Source organism: Streptomyces sp. NPDC030222 (genome assembly GCF_055573115.1).
The window spans coordinates 191,183-206,681 of record NZ_JBVICA010000008.1 but is presented as its reverse complement, the minus strand read 5'-3'; the positions used below and the strand labels follow the sequence as shown (position 1 = coordinate 206,681).

The window sequence follows — 15,499 nt, the reverse complement described above, 5'->3', positions numbered from 1 at the left end:
GCGAGCGGTTACGCTCCGCCGAAAGCGCAGCAAGAAGGGGGTCGGGAGTGACCGCTGAGGCCGTGGAGGCGGGTCCCCACGCGGGCACGCCCCTGGACGGTGACCGCCCGCTGCGGATCGCGCTCCTCACCTACAAGGGCAACCCCTTCTGCGGAGGCCAGGGCGTCTACGTCCGCCACCTCTCCCGCGAACTCGCCCGCCTCGGCCACAGCGTCGAGGTGATCGGCGCCCAGCCCTACCCCGTCCTGGACGAGGGCGTCACCCTCACCGAGCTGCCCAGCCTCGACCTCTACCGGCAGCCCGACCCCTTCCGCACGCCGAAGCGCGACGAGTACCGGGACTGGGTGGACGCGCTGGAGGTCGCCACCATGTGGACCGGCGGCTTCCCGGAGCCGCTCACCTTCAGCCTCCGCGCCCGCCGCCACCTCGCGGCCCGCCGCGGCGACTTCGACGTCGTCCACGACAACCAGACCCTCGGCTACGGACTGCTCGCCGACATCGGCGCCCCGCTGGTCACCACGATCCACCACCCCATAACCGTCGACCGGCAGCTCGAACTGGACGCGGCCGACGACTGGAAGCGCCGCCTCTCGGTGCGCCGCTGGTACGGCTTCACCCGCATGCAGAAGCGGGTCGCGCGCCGTCTGCCGTCCGTCCTCACCGTCTCCGGCTCCTCGCAGCAGGAGATCGTCGACCACCTCGGCGTGGACCCGGCCCGCGTCCACGTCGTCCACATCGGCGCCGACACCGAACTGTTCTCGCCCGACCCGGCCGTCGCCGAGGTCCCCGGCCGGATCGTCACCACCTCCAGCGCCGACGTCCCGCTCAAGGGGCTGGTGTACCTCGTCGAGGCGCTCGCCAAGGTGCGCACCGAGCATCCGGCGGCCCACCTGGTCGTCGTCGGCAAGCGCGCCGAGGACGGGCCCGTCGCCCAGGCCATCGAGCGGTACGGACTCCAGGACGCCGTCAGGTTCGTCAAGGGCATCACCGACGCCGAACTCGTCGACCTGATACGCGGCGCCCGGATCGCGTGCGTGCCCTCCCTCTACGAAGGCTTCTCCCTTCCCGCCGCCGAGGCCATGGCCACCGGCACACCGCTGGTCGCCACCACCGGCGGCGCGATCCCCGAGGTGGCCGGACCGGACGGCGAGACCTGCCTCGCCGTACCGCCGGGCGACGCCGGTGCGCTCGCCGCCGCCCTCGGCCGGCTCCTCGGCGACCCGGCGCTGGGCAGACGCCTCGGCGCCGCGGGCCGTGAGCGGGTGCTCCAGCGCTTCACCTGGCGGCAGGCCGCCATCGGCACCGCCGAGCACTACCGTGCCGCGATCGCCGCCCGGTACGAGCGCGGTGCCCGTGCCGTGAGCGGCCGATGACGCCGTCACCGCCGGCCCCCCGCCGCACCGCGGCAGCCGGGTCCTCCGGAAGCGTGCGGTGCGAACCGCCGCGTGGTGCAGAGCTTCCTCCCGGGCGACGGCCCGCGACCGGCACACGACCGGGCGCGGACCGCCGCCCCGCCCACCCCAACCCCCGGACGAAAGCAGAGCCCCCGTGCTGACCGTCGACTTCTCCCGGTTCCCCCTCGCACCGGGCGACCGCGTGCTCGACCTGGGCTGCGGCGCAGGCCGGCACGCCTTCGAGTGCTACCGGCGCGGCGCCCAGGTCGTGGCCCTCGACCGGAACGCCGAGGAGATCCGCGAGGTCGCCAAGTGGTTCGCGGCGATGAAGGAGGCCGGGGAGGCTCCCGCCGGCGCCACCGCCACCGCGATGGAGGGCGACGCGCTCGCCCTGCCCTTCCCCGACGAGTCCTTCGACGTCGTCATCATCTCCGAGGTGATGGAGCACATCCCGGACGACAAGGGTGTCCTCGCCGAGATGGTCCGGGTGCTCAGGCCCGGCGGCCGGATCGCCGTCACCGTGCCCCGGTACGGCCCCGAGAAGATCTGCTGGGCCCTCTCCGACGCGTACCACGAGGTCGAGGGCGGGCACATCCGCATCTACAAGGCCGACGAACTCCTCGCCAAGATGCGCGAGGCGGGCCTCAAGCCGTACGGCACGCACCACGCGCACGCCCTCCACTCGCCGTACTGGTGGCTCAAGTGTGCCTTCGGCGTCGACAACGACAAGGCGCTGCCGGTCCGCGCGTACCACAAGCTGCTGGTCTGGGACATCATGAAGAAGCCGCTCGCCACCCGGCTCGCGGAGCAGCTCCTCAACCCGGTCGTCGGCAAGAGCTTCGTCGCCTACGCCACCAAGCCCCACCTGCCCGCGGCGGACGCCAAGTGACGTCACCCGGCCGTACCGAACACCTCGTCCTGCCCGGGGTGCTCACCGCAGAACAGGCCGCGCAGACCGTCGCTGGCATCCGTGCCGCGCAGCGCGAGGACGGCGCCATCCCGTGGTTCCGCGGCCACCACCTCGACCCGTGGGACCACACCGAGGCCGCCATGGCGCTCGACGCGGCCGGCGAACACGAGGCCGCGGCCCGCGCCTACGAGTGGCTGGCCCGCCATCAGAACGCCGACGGCTCCTGGTACGCCGCCTACCACGACGGCGAAGCCGACCGGCCCACCGACCGCGGACGCGAGAGCAACTTCTGCGCGTACGTCGCCGTCGGCGTCTGGCACCACTACCTGGCCACCGGCGACGACACCTTCCTCGACCGCATGTGGCCCGTCGTCTCCGCGGCCGTCGAGTTCGTCCTCGCCCTGCAGCAGCCCGGCGGACAGATCGGCTGGAAGCGCGAGGACGACGGCACGCCCGTCACCGACGCGCTGCTCACCGGCAGTTCCTCCGTCCACCACGCGCTGCGCTGCGCCCTCGCGATCGCCGAGCAGCGCGAGGAGCCCCAGCCGGACTGGGAACTGGCGACCGGTGCCCTCGCGCACGCGATCCGCCGCCACCCCGAGCGGTTCCTGGACAAGTCCCGCTATTCGATGGACTGGTACTACCCGGTGCTCGGCGGCGCGCTCACCGGCGCGGAGGCGAAGACCCGGATCGAGGCGTCCTGGGACGCCTTCGTCGTGCCCGGCCTCGGTGTGCGCTGCGTGCTGCCCAATCCGTGGGTCACCGGCGGCGAGAGCTGCGAACTGGCCCTCGCCCTCTGGGCGATGGGCGAGTCCGACCGCGCCCTGGAGATCCTCCAGTCCATCCAGCACCTGCGCGCCGAGAACGGCATGTACTGGACGGGCTACGTCTACGAGGACCGTGCCGTGTGGCCGGAGGAACTCACCACCTGGACGGCCGGTTCCCTGCTCCTCGCCGTGGCCGCGCTCGGCGGCGACGAGGCGACCGTCGCGGTCTTCGGCGGCGAACGCCTCCCGCCGGGGCTCGAACCGGACTGCTGCGGCCAGGAGGTCACGGGCTAGCGTGCGGCGCGTCCGCGGCGAGCGGCGGCCGGCACGTCCGGACTCACCCCGCCAGGTCCGCCAGCACCCGCAGGGTCTGCGGGTCGCGAGCCGTGACCAGGAGGTCCGTCACCGGGCCCGCCCGCCAGAGTTCCAGCCGCTCGGCGATGCGTTCCCGCGGGCCGACGAGGGAGATCTCGTCGGCGAAGGCGTCCGGGACCGCCAGCACCGCCTCGTCCCGGCGGCCCGCCAGGAACAGTTCCTGGATTCGGCGGGCCTCCTCCTCGAAGCCCATACGGGCCATCAGGTCGGCGTGGAAGTTGCGGGAGGCGTGGCCCATGCCGCCGATGTAGAAGCCGAGCATCGCCTTGACCGGAAGCAGGCCCTCCGAGACGTCGTCGCAGACCTGGGCACGGGCCATCGGCGCGATCATGAAGCCTTTCGGCAGGTCGGTGAGCGACGCCTCGTACACATCGGTGCGCAGCGGCGACCAGTACAGCGGCAGCCAGCCGTCCGCGATCCGGGTGGTCTGGGCGATGTTCTTCGGCCCTTCCGCGCCGAGCAGCAGCGGGAGGTCCGGCCGACGGGGATGGGTGATCGCCCTGAGCGGCCGGCCGAGCCCGGTGGCGTCCGGCCCGCGGTACGGGTGGGAGTGGAACCGGCCGGCCAGCTCCACCGGCGCCTCGCGGCGCAGCACCTGCCGCACGACCTCGACGTACTCGCGGGTCGCGGTGAGCGGGCTGCGCGGGAACGGGCGCCCGTACCAGCCCTCGACGACCTGCGGTCCCGAGAGGCCGAGGCCTAGCATCATCCGTCCGCCGGAGAGATGGTCCAGGGTGAGCGCGTGCATGGCGGTGGCGGTGGGGGTGCGGGCCGCCATCTGTGCCACGGCCGTGCCCAGCCGGATGCGTGAGGTGTGCGCGGCGATCCAGGTGAGCGGTGTGAACGCGTCGGAGCCCCAGGCCTCCGCGGTCCACACGGAGTCGTAGCCGAGCAGTTCGGCCTCGCGGACCAGGTCCAGCTGGCGGGTGTCGGGGCCGCGGCCCCAGTAGCCGAGCGCGAGTCCGAGCCGCATGTCGGCACCCCCTGCTCCTCGGTCCGCCACTTTCTGACGGACTGTCAGTTCGTGCGGGGACTGTACGGCAACGGCCCCCCGCCCGGAAGGGCGAGGGGCCGAGCGTGACGGGTGCCGGTCAGCCGCGCTGGATCCCGGTGGTGTCCTGGAGGACACCGCGCCGGCCGTCCTGCGTCTGCGCCACCAGGGCGGCGCCGCGCTGCTCCACGGCGAGGTACCACGTGCCCGGGGCCAGTTCGGCGATCGGGGACCCCGAGCCGTCCTCCGCGTAGAGCGGCCGGGCCACCGGCACCGCGAACCAGAACGGGGCGAAGTCGCCCGCCGGGGCGCCGCCGTGGGAGTCGTGCGGCGGTCCGGCCTGCTGAACCGGCTGGCCGGGCTGTGTCCCGTACGGCTGCTGCTGGCCCGGCTGGCCGCCCTGCGACGCGCCGGGGTAGCCGTAGCCGCCGGGCTGCTGACCGCCGGGGTAGCCGTAGCCGCCGGGCTGCGCGCCGTACGGCTGCGGAGCCGCGGGGCGCGGAGCGGGCATCAGCGGGGCCTTCAGGGCCGGAACCAGCGGCGTGGCGACCGCGCCGCCCGCGAGGGCGAGGCTGGCGATGAAGCCGAGGATCATGCCGGCCTTGGCGCCGCTGCCGCCGAGCAGGTTCCAGAGGGCCGTCCACGCGGCGAACACGGTGAACGCGACACCGAACTGGCCCAGGTCCAGACCCAGGACCTTGACCGGCTGGGGCTGCGCCTTGGAGAAGATGATCATCGCCGCGCCGATGACGCCACCGAGGAACACGCTCATCAGGATGCCGAGCGAATCCCAGGCGTTGTAGCTGATGCCCAGGGCGTAGAGATCGAGGAACGAGGCGATGAACAGCACCACCGCTGCTCCGATCACCACGCCGTCGCCTCGAGTGAGGGAGCGGATGTTCACGTGAAAAAGTCCTTCGTCGGTCGTCTCGTCATCGGTGCGGTCGTCGCTGAGTGCGCGTACCGAATCTATCGCCTGGCCGGGGCACCCGTCTGCGGGGCCTCGCATCGGCGGTCCCCGCAGCGTGGACCGCCATGCGTCATTCCGTCAGGAAGCTGCTGACGCCGTCGGCGAGACCCTGCGCGGCCTTCTGCCGCCAGCCAGGGTCGGTGAGCAGCGCGGAATCCGTGGAATCCCGCATGTTCCCGCACTCGACGAACACCTTGGGAACGGTGGAGAGGTTGAGACCGCCGAGGTCGCCGCGGACGTCCAACCCCGTACGGTCGCCGACGTAGTTCGACGGCGCCATGCCCGTCGCCCTGACGAATTTCCCCGCGATCCTCACACCGAGTTCACGCGAGGGACCGACGATCGCGGAGGTGTCGGCCGACCCGCCCTTCACCTCGGCGGGCAGGATCACATGGAAGCCGCGGTTCCCCTGCCCCGATCCGTCGGCGTGGACGGAGACCACCGCGTCGGCCTTCGCCTCGTTCCCGATCCGGGCCCGCTCGTCGATGCACGGCCCGAACGGGCGGTCGTCCTCGTGGGTGAACACCACCTCGGCGCCCTGCGCCCGCAGGAGTCCGGCCAGGCGCCGCGAGACGTCCAGGGTGAACTGCGCCTCGCTGTAGCCCTTGTTCGTCGACGTGCCGGTGGTGTCGCACTCCTTGCGGCCGGTGCCGATGTCGACCTGCCGGTTGATCTCCGCGGTGTGCTGCGCGTTCCTGGAGTTGTGCCCCGGGTCGATCACCACGACCTTGCCGTGCAGCGGCCCGTCGCCCGTCACCTCGGAGCCGCCGGAGGCGGAAGCCGACGCCGACGCCGACGCGGACGCCGACGGGCTCGCCGTGCCGGCGGGAGAGGACGCCGCGGGGGCCGACGGGGCCGAAGAGGTGCGGCCGCCGCCCTTGCCCGGCTGCGACACGGCCACGGCCGGCCCGCCGTCGTCCGGGCCGCTCACCGCACGTACGAGGAACCACCCCGCCGCGAAGGCCGGAACGAGCGCGGCGACCGCGAGAACGGTGCCACGGCGGCCGAGGCGGCGCGGGAACCTGGACTCGGGCGTGAACTCGGGGCGGGGCGGTTCGTAGTCGTACGACACGGTGCGATGGTAGTCGGACCGCTCAGATCCCCGGGGCGCAGCGCCGCAGCACCCGCAGCGAGTCCGTGACCGAGATCTCGGTGAAGGCCCCGGACGCGAGCGCCCGCTGGTGGACGCGGTACGGCGCCTGGCCGCCGTCCGCGGGGTCCGGGAACACGTCGTGGATCACCAGCAGACCGCCCTCGGCGACCTTCGGCGCCCAGCCCTCGTAGTCGTTCGTGGCGTGCTCGTCGGTGTGGCCGCCGTCGATGAAGACCAGGCCCAGCTCCCCGCCCCACACCGCCGCGACCTGCGGCGACCGGCCGACGACCGCGATCACGTGGTCCTCGAGACCGGCGCGGTGCAGGGTGCGCCGGAAGGTGGGCAGGGTGTCCATCCGGCCGACCTCGGGGTCCACGGTCTCCGGGTCGTGGTACTCCCAGCCCGGCTGCTGCTCCTCGCTGCCCCGGTGGTGGTCCACGGTGATCGCGACCGTTCCCGCCTCACGGGCGGCGTCGGCCAGCAGGATCGTGGACCGGCCGCAGTACGTGCCGACCTCCAGCAGCGGCAGCCCCAGCGCGGCGGCCTCGACCGCCGCGTCGTAGAGGGCGAGGCCCTCGGCCACGGGCATGAACCCCTTCGCGGCCTCGAAGGCGGCCAGGGTCTCCGGCTTCGGTCGACGCGTGGGCGCGGCCATCGGTCCTCCTGCTCGTACGGGTGTCCGGGTGTGTCCCCAGGCGAGTCCCCGGGGCGCCCATCGTGCCGTATGCCGAGGTGGCCGGGGGCGGCGGGGCGTCGGCGGCTGTACCCCGCGCGGGTCGATTGCGTGATTCGTGTCACCGCGCTGCGCTCGCGTGATTACGCTCGGCCACCAACCGGAACGAACGCCGCACGTACGGCGTCAGCTTGGGGGTGGCCCACGCATGGTCAACATCCGCGACCTCGATCCCAGCGCCTCACCGCTGGACTACTACGGCGCCGAACTCCGCCGGCTGAGAGAGGCCGCCAAGCTGAGCCAGGGCCAACTGGGGAGCTGCGTCTTCTGCACGGGATCCCTGATCGGCCAGATCGAGACGGCGCGCAAGGTGCCGACACGCGACTTCTCCGAACAGCACCTGACGGGCGCGAAGTGGCGTAAGCCGTCGTACAGCGCCGACACCGGCGGCGACTGCGTGGAGTGTGCTCCGCTCGGCGCCATCGCCTGGCGCAAGTCCTCGTACAGCGGCGACACCGGGGCAACTGTGTGGAGTGCGCCCCACTCGGCGCCGCCGCCTGGTCCAAGTCGTCCTACAGTGCCGACACCGGCGGCGAGTGCGTCGAGGTCGCCGCCCAGCCCTGCCGAGTCGCCGTCCGTGACTCCAAGAACCCCGACGGCCCCGCCTTCACCGTCGCCCCCGAGGCCTCTTCGCGGCCTTCGTCGCGTCGCTCAAGGCGTAACGCCCCGCGCCGACAAGGCGCGAACAGTCCGTCCCGGCAGCCGTCATGGTCGCCGGGACGGCTGCGTTCGGTGCACGGCCAGGGGTCCACGGGTCAGGCGTGCGCGGCCAGCACCTCGCGCAGCCGGACGATCGTGGCCCGCCAGGGGCCGGGCGCATCGGTCTCCTCCCATAGCTCCATGAGCTCGGACGGCTCGGTGACGACCCGGTCCAGGGCGCGCACCGCGAGCGCACGCAGGTCCGCGGACAGGACCGGGACGGGCTCGTCCGGCCCGTAGGCCGTGGTGACGGGGTCGCCCCCGGGGCACTGGGCGGCGACCAGCGCCGCCGCGGCGACCGCCTGCACCGCGTCGTCCTGGTCGAGGTAGTCGCGGGTGCCCGCCGTGCGGGCGAGCGCGTCGCGGATGAGGCCTTCCCGCTCGTGTTCGGCGGCGTCGTCGAGATCGCCGGAGAAGTCCGCCGCGGTGTCGTTGTCGAAGGGGCCGACGTCCCAGGTGCCCATGGTCTCTCCTGACGGTGCGATGTCCGGCCATGGTGTCAGTGGGGACCGACAGCCCGTGGTCCGGCACCTTCCGTCCTTGTGGAACGTGTTCTACCCTGCCTCCCCGCCGCCCGGGCACCGACCGAAGGGGACGACATGAAGGCGTACATCGTCGGCGTCGGCATGACGACGTTCGAGAAGCCGGAGACCCGCGACTGGCAGTACTGGGACATGGCGAAGGAGGCGGGCGGCCGTGCGCTCGCCGACGCGGGGATCACCTACCACCGGGTGGAGCAGGCCGCGGTCGGGTACTGCTTCCAGGCGTCCACCGCCGCCCAGCGGGCCGTGTACGAGCTGGGCCTGACCGGCATCCCCGTCTACAACGTCAACAACAACTGCGCCACCGGCTCCACCGCGCTGATGCTGGCCCGCCAGTTCGTCGAGGGCGGCCTCAGCGACTGCGTCCTCGCACTCGGCTTCGAGAAGATGACACGCGGCGCGCTCGGCGCGGGGGCGGGCGGCGGGGACTTCGCGGCCTCGCCGGTTGCCCGCCACTACGGGGTGATGGCCGCCCGGCACGGCTTCGCACAGTCCCCGCCCACCGCGCAGATCTTCGGCAACGCCGCCCGCGAGCACATGGAGCGGTACGGCACCACGGCCGCGCAGCTCGCCGCGGTCGCCGCCAAGAACCACCGCCACTCGGCGGACAATCCGTACGCGCAGTTCCGGGACGTGTACACGCCCGACGAGATCCTGGCGTCGAAGCCCGTCCACGACCCGCTGACCCGGCTCCAGTGTTCGCCCACCTCGGACGGCGCGGCCGCGGCCGTCGTGGTCTCGGAACGGTTCCTGGTCCGGCACGGACTGCACGACAAGGCCGTCGGGATCGCCGCCCAGGCGATGACCACCGACACCGGCGACAGCTTCGCCTCCGGTTCCTGCATCGACGTCGTCGGCCGGCCGATGTCCCGGGCCGCCGCCCGGCAGGCCTACGAGGCGTCCGGCATCGGCATCGAGGACGTCGACGTGATCGAACTGCACGACTGCTTCTCCGTCAACGAACTGCTCACCTATGAGGCCCTGGGGATGTGCGCGGACGGAGAGTCCGGCAAACTCGTCGAGTCCGGCGCCACCACCTACGGCGGGCGCTGGGTGGTGAACCCCTCCGGCGGGCTGATCTCCAAGGGCCATCCGCTGGGCGCGACCGGGCTCGCCCAGACCGCCGAACTGGTCTGGCAGCTGCGCGGCGAGGCCGGTCCCCGGCAGGTCCCGGACGCCCGGGTGGGGCTGGCCCACAACATCGGCCTGGGCGGCGCCGCGGTGGTGACCGTGCTGCGCCGCTGAGAATCCGTCGAGAAGAGGGGCAACGGCTCCGCCGCCAAGGTGAGGTCCGGGCTGTGGCGGCCGGCGGTGAGGTCCGGGCTGTGGTGCTCGGAGGTGAAGGCGGTGTCGTACGCGGCCGACGGCAGCACGCGGGAGGCGGACCACCGGCACATGTACCTGCGCGAGCTGCGGCCCCGGCCGTACTCCTGGCCGGTCGCGGCCCCGGGACCCCACGGGGGGTGGGTCCCCGGGGCCGCGGTCATGCGTCGCCCCCTCGCCGCGGATCAGCCGTCGGCTCCACGTACGCCGGCACGGGTCAATCATCTGACATGGCGTCAGGAACCTTCCCATGTGCCAGGCGCTGCGTTATACAAGAGGCCGCATCGGCTAGAACGCGTTCTAGATGGCGCGAGCGGCCGGTCCTCTGACGACCTCGGCGTGGCCGACGGTGCGGACGGTCGCGCCGGGGTCTCCCGTCCGCGAAGCTCTCCGCAAGCCGTCCGCAGACCACCAAGGAGCCGCAACTCCATGCCCATCGACCCCGCCAGGGCCCTCGCCGCCGAACCCCGGACCTCCGAGATCCGCTGGGGCCACAAGGACATCCAGCTCTACCACCTGGGCCTGGGCGCAGGAACGCCCGCCACCGACCCCGACGAGCTGCGCTACACCCTGGAATCCCGGCTCCACGTCCTGCCGAGCTTCGCCACCGTCGCCGGGGCGGGCATGGGCGCCATGGGCGGCCTCGCCGCGCCCGGCATCGACGTCGACCTCGCCAAGGTCCTGCACGGCGGCCAGAGCCTGGAACTCCACCGGCCCATCCCCGTCGACGGGCACGCCACCCTCGGCTCACGGGTCGCCGCCGTGTACGACAAGGGCAAGGCCGCCGTCATCGTGCTGCGATCCGAGGCCTCCGACGCCGACGGTCCGCTGTGGACGAGCGACGCGCAGATCTTCGTACGGGGCGAGGGCGGCTTCGGCGGCGAACGCGGACCCTCCGCGCGTGACGAGACCCCCGACCGGGCCCCGGACCGCACGGTCGAGCGGACGATCCGTGACGAGCAGGCACTGCTCTACCGGCTCTCAGGGGACTGGAACCCGCTGCACGCCGACCCCGAGTTCGCCAAGCTCGCCGGGTTCGAGCGGCCCATCCTGCACGGGCTGTGCTCGTACGGCATGACGCTGAAGGCGATCGTGGACACCCTGCTCGACGGGGACGTCGCGCGCGTGCGGACGTACGGCACCCGGTTCGCCGGCGTGGTGTACCCGGGCGAGACCCTGCGCATCCGGATGTGGCGGTCGCCCGGACGGGTGCAGGCCGCCGTCACCGCCGTCGAACGGGACGACGCTCCCGTACTCGCCGACACGGTCGTGGACCATTCCTGACTGAAGGGAGCCGCACCCCATGCGCGCAGCCGTACTGCACGAGACCGGCCAGGACAAGCTCGAAGTGCACGACGACGTCGAAGCGGTGGGGTTCGGCCCCGGCAAGGTGCGGATCCGGGTACGGGCCACCGGGCTGTGCCACTCCGACATCTCCGCGATGACCGGCGTCCTGCCGCAGCCCGCCCCGTTCGTCCCCGGCCACGAGGGCGCCGGCGAGATCCTCGACGTCGGTGACGGGGTCACCGGACTCGCCCCCGGGGACCGGGTGCTGGTCTGCTGGCTCCCCGCCTGCGGCACCTGCCCCTCCTGCAGGCGCGGACAGAGCCAGCTGTGCCTCGCCGGCTTCCTCAACGCCGGCAACCCCAACTTCCGGCGGCCCGGCGGCGACGTCTTCGGCTTCGCCGGCACCGGCACCTTCGCCGAGGAGATCGTCGTCGACGCCGGATGCGCCATACCGATCCCCGACGACGTGCCCTTCGACATCGCCGCCCTCGTCGGCTGCGGAGTGACGACCGGGATCGGCGCCGCCGTCAACACCGCGCGGGTCGAGGCCGGATCCTCCGTCGCGGTGATCGGCTGCGGCGGCGTCGGGATCTCCGCCGTCCAGGGCGCACGGATCCAGGGCGCCGCACAGATCGTCGCCGTCGACCCGGTGGCCTCGCGCCGCGAGGCGGCCCTGCGGTTCGGCGCCACCGAGGCCGTCGCCCCCGACGGACTCGCCGACGCCCGGCAGCGCATCACCGGCGGCGAGGGCTTCGACTACGTCTTCGAGGTCGTCGGCAAGTCCGCCACCGCCAGGACCGCCTACGAGACCACCCGGCGCGGCGGCACCCTCTGCATCGTCGGCGCCGGCGCCATGGACGACCACCTCCAGCTCAACATGTTCGAGCTGTTCTTCGACGAGAAGCGCATCCTGCCCTCGATGTACGGCGGCGGGGACGTGCTCCGCTCCTACGAACGGACCATCGCGCTGTGGCGGGCGGGCCGTATCGACCTGGAGAACCTGATCACCCACCGGGTGCGGCTCGAAGAGGTCAACGACGCCCTGCACCAGATGCGCACCGGTGAGGCGCTGCGCACCTGCGTCGAGCTATGAGGAGGGCGGCGCCATGACCCCGTCGACCCCTCTGCCCCTCGACGGCCTGGCCGCGGTCGTCACGGGCGGCGGCCGCGGCCTCGGCCGCGCCGAAGCACTCGAACTCGCCCGCCTCGGCGCGGCGGTCGTCGTCAACGACTACGGACAGCCCGGCCGTGACGGCACCGGCGCGGCCTCGGGCGGCCCCGCCCACGAGGTCGTCGCGGAGATCCGGGCGGCCGGCGGGCGGGCCGTCGCCCACACCGGCGACGTCGCCGACTTCGAACAGGCCCGCGCACTGGTCGGCCTCGCCGTCGACACCTGGGGCCGGCTGGACATCCTGGTCAACAACGCGGGCATCCTGCGCGACCGGATGGTCTTCTCGATGACGGAGGACGAGTGGGACTCCGTCATCCGCGTCCACCTCAAAGGGCACTTCAACACCACGCACTTCGCGTCCGCCCACTGGCGGGAACGCTCCAAGGCGGCCGGTCGGCCCGTCTACGGGCGGATCGTGAACACCTCCTCGGAGGCGTTCCTCGCGGGGTCGGCCGGCCAGCCGAACTACGCGGCCGCCAAGGGCGGGATCGTCGGGCTCACCACGTCGACGGCCCTGGCCCTCGGCAAGTACGGGGTGACGGCCAACGCCATCTGCCCGCGCGCCCGCACCCGGATGACCGAGGACGTCTTCGCCGGGTTCGCCGAACCGGCGGACGGCGGCCTCGACCCGCTGGCCCCCGAGCACGTGGCCCCACTGGTCGGCTATCTCGCCTCCCCGGCCGCCGCCCGGGTCAACGGGCAACTGCTCGTCGTCCACGGCGGCATGGTCGCCGTCGTCGAACGGCCCAGGGTCGCCGCCAGGTTCGACGCGGCCAAGGACACGTTCTCGTACCAGGAACTCGACGAAGCACTCAGCCCCTACTACGCGGACCGCCCGCCGCACGAGACCTTCGCCGCGGCGGAAGTGCTCGCCCTCAGACGCGGCGGCTGAGCCGGGACGCACGAGGGGCCGTCACGGGATCACCGTGACGGCCCCTCGCCCTGCTGGGCACGCCTCAGGCGGAGCGGACGTCCTTGGCGGGACGCCGGTGCCGGCCGGGTGCCGGGGCCGCGGTGTCCTCCGCGGCCGCCGCACCCCCTCGGTGCCTGCCGGTGCCGGCGGACGCCGCCGCGGCGTTCTGCTGGTGCGTCTCTGTCGTGTCGCGTCGGGCGCCGTGCACGGGCCCGGACGTGGCCTCGGACATCTGGGAAAATCCCCCGTCGAATCGTTCGATGTGTCGTGCGAAGCCGAGATCCTAGCCAGTCGACGATCTTCCGGTCAGGGGCGCCTGCTGGAGCGGCACGGGCCTGCACAAAGCCGACACTTCCGGAATCGGCTCCGCCAGCGGAGGGCACGCCACCGACGGTTCCCCGAGGACGGACGTCCCGCCGGGAGCGGCCGCTGTCATGGTGCCGGGCATCCCAGCGGGGGCGGCGGCCGTCCCGCCGGGGGGTGTCAGGGCGCCGGGGCGGGTCGCCCCGCTGGGAGCAGCCGCGGTCATGGTGCCCGGGAAGGTTGCCCCGCCGGGGACGGTGATGGCTGCGGGCATTCCTCCGGGGGGAGCCATGCTGTCGGCGGGCGTCCCTCCGGGAGCAGCCATGGTGCCGGCGGGCATCTCTCCGGGAGCAGTCATGGTGCAGGGGGCGGGCATGCCGCCAGGCGCGGGCGCCGCGCCGGGAACGGTCATGATGCCGGCGGCGGTCGGCCTGTCCAGAGCGGTCGCCGCGCCGAGGGCGGCAGCGGTGCGCGGTACGAGCAGGGCTCTGGGGACGATCGAGGTGCCGGGGGCGGTCGTTCCGCCGGTGGCGGCCATGGTGCCGGGACGGGGCGCCCCGCCGGAGACGGTGATCGCGCCGGGCGCGGTCGGGGCGGCGGGGGCGGTTGTCCCGCCGGAGGCGGGCATCCCGTCACGTACGGGCATCCCGTCACGCACGGGCGCCCCGCCAGGCGCGGGCATCCCGTTCGGAATGGTCGCGGGGCAGGGGACGGCCGGCCTGTCGGGGGTGGTGATGGCGCCGGGCGGGGTCGGGGTGCCGGGGGTGGGCATTCCACCAGGCATCGGCGCCCCGCCGGGGGTCGTCAGGGCGCCTGGGACGGCCGGCTCGCCGGGGGCGGTCGCGGGGCCGGGCAAGGGCGTCCCGCCGGGCGGGGCCGTCTGCCCCGGGGTGGTCGGCCCGGGCTCGCCGGGCACCCTCAGGGCCGCGATCGCGCACGGGCGGGACGGCGTGACGCACGGCAGGCGCAGTACCCCGTCCCTGGTCCACAGGCCCGCCCCGGCCAGCCACCCCTCGGGGGCGGCGAGTTGACGCAGCGCGCGTCCAGCCGGCCGCCACAGCCCGATCCGGCTGCCCGACGCCCCGTCGATGCGCAACGCCACCAGACAGCGCTCCGGCATGAGCGCCTGCCCCGGCTGCACCGCGAACGGCGTCACCGCGCAGTCCGGGAGCAACAGCGCTTCCGGGAACCGCGCGGGACGGGAGCTGCCCAGGACGCCCCAGCCGAGGCGGTCGTGCCCGGGCGCGTCCGAGCGCACCAGCACCAGCCCGCTGTCGGGGTCCGCCAGCAGCAGCCGGTCGTTGCTCGCCTCCGTGATCTGGAGCAGGGGAGTGATCTCACCGCCGCGCCCCAGATCGACGGCCACTGCCTTGGTCCGGCCCTCCGACTCCCGGTCCAGGGCCAGCATCCGGCCCGAGCGGTCGAGCCAGGTGCCGCCCGTGCAGTGCCCGGGCACCTCGGCGACCCGTTCGGGACCGAAGGCGCCGCCCGCCACCAGCCAGACGGCGGTGGAACGTTCCCCCGGCGCGAGCGCGTAGGCGCAACGGCCGTCGGGGGAGGGCGGCAGCAGGCTGAGCGCCGCGGACTCGACGGCGCCGAGCGGCAGTTCACCGGTGCCCGGCCCGGCCGGGTAGAGCAGCGCGAACGCGTGCCGGCCGGCGACCCGGCGGTGGACCAGCACCCGGCCGTCGGCCAGCGGCAGCACCTCGGTGTCCGGCTCCTCGGGCTGGTTCCCCGGCAGCGGGACGGCGTACGGCTCCGGCCCGGTCAGCGTCCAGCGCTCCGGGAACCGCGCGTCGCCCTCGCCCGCGAGCCGCGCGGCGTACGAACCGTCCGCGGCGATCGTCATGAACCCGCTCCGCCGGACCGCGCCACCGCCGTCCGTGAGCGGTTCGATGGCACAGGCAGTCATCGATCCGTCACCTCCGGCGAACGAACCTAGATTTCGTACGTCGTGCCGAACAGCGTGCGCGGACACGCTTCACACATACGTGTGGCGGTCGTCCGGAATGCGTGAGTGTGCCGGGA

14 protein-coding genes and 3 pseudogenes are annotated in these 15,499 nt (G+C 73.5%); 10 read left to right on the top strand and 7 right to left on the bottom strand.

What is annotated here, in order from left to right; translation table 11 throughout:
- The first annotated feature begins 47 nt into the window (after window positions 1-47).
- From ACZ4Z5_RS14970 to ACZ4Z5_RS14960, 3 genes are all read left to right on the top strand, one after another.
- The gene (locus tag ACZ4Z5_RS14970) at window positions 48-1,373 is read left to right on the top strand and encodes a glycosyltransferase family 4 protein (RefSeq protein ID WP_468261925.1); all 1,326 of its coding nucleotides are present in this window, start codon (window positions 48-50) and stop codon (window positions 1,371-1,373) included.
- A 175-nt stretch (window positions 1,374-1,548) separates the two neighbouring features.
- Window positions 1,549-2,283, top strand: a complete 735-nt coding sequence (locus ACZ4Z5_RS14965) for a class I SAM-dependent methyltransferase (RefSeq protein ID WP_468261922.1) — start codon at window positions 1,549-1,551, stop codon at window positions 2,281-2,283.
- Window positions 2,280-3,365, top strand: a complete 1,086-nt coding sequence (locus tag ACZ4Z5_RS14960) for a prenyltransferase (RefSeq protein WP_468261919.1) — start codon at window positions 2,280-2,282, stop codon at window positions 3,363-3,365. The genes ACZ4Z5_RS14965 and ACZ4Z5_RS14960 overlap by 4 nt, the downstream gene beginning before the upstream one ends.
- A 43-nt stretch (window positions 3,366-3,408) precedes the next feature.
- On the opposite strand, the gene ACZ4Z5_RS14955 is transcribed toward ACZ4Z5_RS14960, so the two are convergent.
- The 4 genes from ACZ4Z5_RS14955 to ACZ4Z5_RS14940 all read right to left on the bottom strand — a co-directional run bounded on the left by ACZ4Z5_RS14955 (window position 3,409) and on the right by ACZ4Z5_RS14940 (window position 7,155).
- Complete coding sequence (locus ACZ4Z5_RS14955) at window positions 3,409-4,419, bottom strand: LLM class F420-dependent oxidoreductase (protein WP_468261916.1); 1,011 nt, start codon at window positions 4,417-4,419, stop codon at window positions 3,409-3,411.
- Between the two features lie 118 nt (window positions 4,420-4,537).
- The gene (locus ACZ4Z5_RS14950; RefSeq protein ID WP_468261913.1) at window positions 4,538-5,341 is read right to left on the bottom strand and encodes a hypothetical protein; all 804 of its coding nucleotides are present in this window, start codon (window positions 5,339-5,341) and stop codon (window positions 4,538-4,540) included.
- Window positions 5,342-5,477: 136 nt separating this feature from the next.
- Entirely contained in the window at window positions 5,478-6,479 is a 1,002-nt protein-coding gene (locus ACZ4Z5_RS14945; protein ID WP_468261910.1) for an N-acetylmuramoyl-L-alanine amidase, read from the bottom strand.
- 22 nt (window positions 6,480-6,501) lie between these two features.
- Window positions 6,502-7,155: a class I SAM-dependent methyltransferase gene (locus tag ACZ4Z5_RS14940; RefSeq protein ID WP_468261908.1), complete on the bottom strand. Its 654-nt coding sequence runs from the start codon at window positions 7,153-7,155 to the stop codon at window positions 6,502-6,504.
- A gap of 226 nt (window positions 7,156-7,381) precedes the next feature.
- On the opposite strand from ACZ4Z5_RS14940, the pseudogene ACZ4Z5_RS14935 reads away from it, so the two are divergent.
- The 3 pseudogenes from ACZ4Z5_RS14935 to ACZ4Z5_RS14925 form a co-directional block, all read left to right on the top strand.
- Window positions 7,382-7,570 (top strand): annotated as a pseudogene (locus ACZ4Z5_RS14935) (helix-turn-helix domain-containing protein); the annotation flags it as partial.
- A pseudogene (locus ACZ4Z5_RS14930) lies at window positions 7,544-7,618 on the top strand (hypothetical protein); the annotation flags it as partial. The pseudogenes ACZ4Z5_RS14935 and ACZ4Z5_RS14930, both read left to right, overlap by 27 nt.
- A 17-nt stretch (window positions 7,619-7,635) precedes the next feature.
- A pseudogene (locus ACZ4Z5_RS14925) lies at window positions 7,636-7,800 on the top strand (DUF397 domain-containing protein); the annotation flags it as partial.
- Between the two features lie 188 nt (window positions 7,801-7,988).
- Here ACZ4Z5_RS14925 and ACZ4Z5_RS14920 read toward each other — a convergent pair.
- A complete protein-coding gene (locus ACZ4Z5_RS14920) occupies window positions 7,989-8,396 on the bottom strand; it encodes a DUF4259 domain-containing protein (protein WP_468261905.1) in 408 nt (135 codons plus the stop codon).
- Between the two features lie 135 nt (window positions 8,397-8,531).
- Between ACZ4Z5_RS14920 and ACZ4Z5_RS14915 the strand changes: the two genes are divergently transcribed.
- The 4 genes from ACZ4Z5_RS14915 (at window position 8,532) to ACZ4Z5_RS14900 (ending at window position 13,147) form a co-directional block, all read left to right on the top strand.
- A complete protein-coding gene (locus ACZ4Z5_RS14915; RefSeq protein ID WP_468261902.1) occupies window positions 8,532-9,719 on the top strand; it encodes a lipid-transfer protein in 1,188 nt (395 codons plus the stop codon).
- A gap of 507 nt (window positions 9,720-10,226) precedes the next feature.
- The gene (locus tag ACZ4Z5_RS14910; protein WP_468261899.1) at window positions 10,227-11,081 is read left to right on the top strand and encodes a MaoC/PaaZ C-terminal domain-containing protein; all 855 of its coding nucleotides are present in this window, start codon (window positions 10,227-10,229) and stop codon (window positions 11,079-11,081) included.
- Window positions 11,082-11,100: 19 nt separating this feature from the next.
- Window positions 11,101-12,177, top strand: a complete 1,077-nt coding sequence (locus ACZ4Z5_RS14905; protein ID WP_468261897.1) for a Zn-dependent alcohol dehydrogenase — start codon at window positions 11,101-11,103, stop codon at window positions 12,175-12,177.
- Window positions 12,178-12,190: 13 nt separating this feature from the next.
- Window positions 12,191-13,147: a 3-oxoacyl-ACP reductase gene (locus ACZ4Z5_RS14900; protein ID WP_468261895.1), complete on the top strand. Its 957-nt coding sequence runs from the start codon at window positions 12,191-12,193 to the stop codon at window positions 13,145-13,147.
- A gap of 64 nt (window positions 13,148-13,211) precedes the next feature.
- Here ACZ4Z5_RS14900 and ACZ4Z5_RS14895 read toward each other — a convergent pair whose 3' ends face one another.
- Complete coding sequence (locus tag ACZ4Z5_RS14895; RefSeq protein ID WP_468261892.1) at window positions 13,212-13,400, bottom strand: hypothetical protein; 189 nt, start codon at window positions 13,398-13,400, stop codon at window positions 13,212-13,214.
- A gap of 51 nt (window positions 13,401-13,451) precedes the next feature.
- The gene (locus ACZ4Z5_RS14890) at window positions 13,452-15,383 is read right to left on the bottom strand and encodes a hypothetical protein (RefSeq protein WP_468261890.1); all 1,932 of its coding nucleotides are present in this window, start codon (window positions 15,381-15,383) and stop codon (window positions 13,452-13,454) included.
- Between the last annotated feature and the right edge of the window lie 116 nt (window positions 15,384-15,499).

What these genes read in the sequence shown, in the direction of transcription:
- ACZ4Z5_RS14955 (WP_468261916.1), bottom strand. Translation starts at nt 4,419, where the DNA reads ATGCGGCTCGGACTCGCGCTCGGCTACTGGGGCCGCGGCCCCGACACC.
- ACZ4Z5_RS14940 (WP_468261908.1), bottom strand. Translation starts at nt 7,155, where the DNA reads ATGGCCGCGCCCACGCGTCGACCGAAGCCGGAGACCCTGGCCGCCTTC.
- ACZ4Z5_RS14920 (WP_468261905.1), bottom strand. Translation starts at nt 8,396, where the DNA reads ATGGGCACCTGGGACGTCGGCCCCTTCGACAACGACACCGCGGCGGAC.
- ACZ4Z5_RS14915 (WP_468261902.1), top strand. Translation starts at nt 8,532, where the DNA reads ATGAAGGCGTACATCGTCGGCGTCGGCATGACGACGTTCGAGAAGCCG.
- ACZ4Z5_RS14910 (WP_468261899.1), top strand. Translation starts at nt 10,227, where the DNA reads ATGCCCATCGACCCCGCCAGGGCCCTCGCCGCCGAACCCCGGACCTCC.
- ACZ4Z5_RS14905 (WP_468261897.1), top strand. Translation starts at nt 11,101, where the DNA reads ATGCGCGCAGCCGTACTGCACGAGACCGGCCAGGACAAGCTCGAAGTG.
- ACZ4Z5_RS14900 (WP_468261895.1), top strand. Translation starts at nt 12,191, where the DNA reads ATGACCCCGTCGACCCCTCTGCCCCTCGACGGCCTGGCCGCGGTCGTC.
- ACZ4Z5_RS14895 (WP_468261892.1), bottom strand. Translation starts at nt 13,400, where the DNA reads ATGTCCGAGGCCACGTCCGGGCCCGTGCACGGCGCCCGACGCGACACG.
- ACZ4Z5_RS14890 (WP_468261890.1), bottom strand. Translation starts at nt 15,383, where the DNA reads ATGACTGCCTGTGCCATCGAACCGCTCACGGACGGCGGTGGCGCGGTC.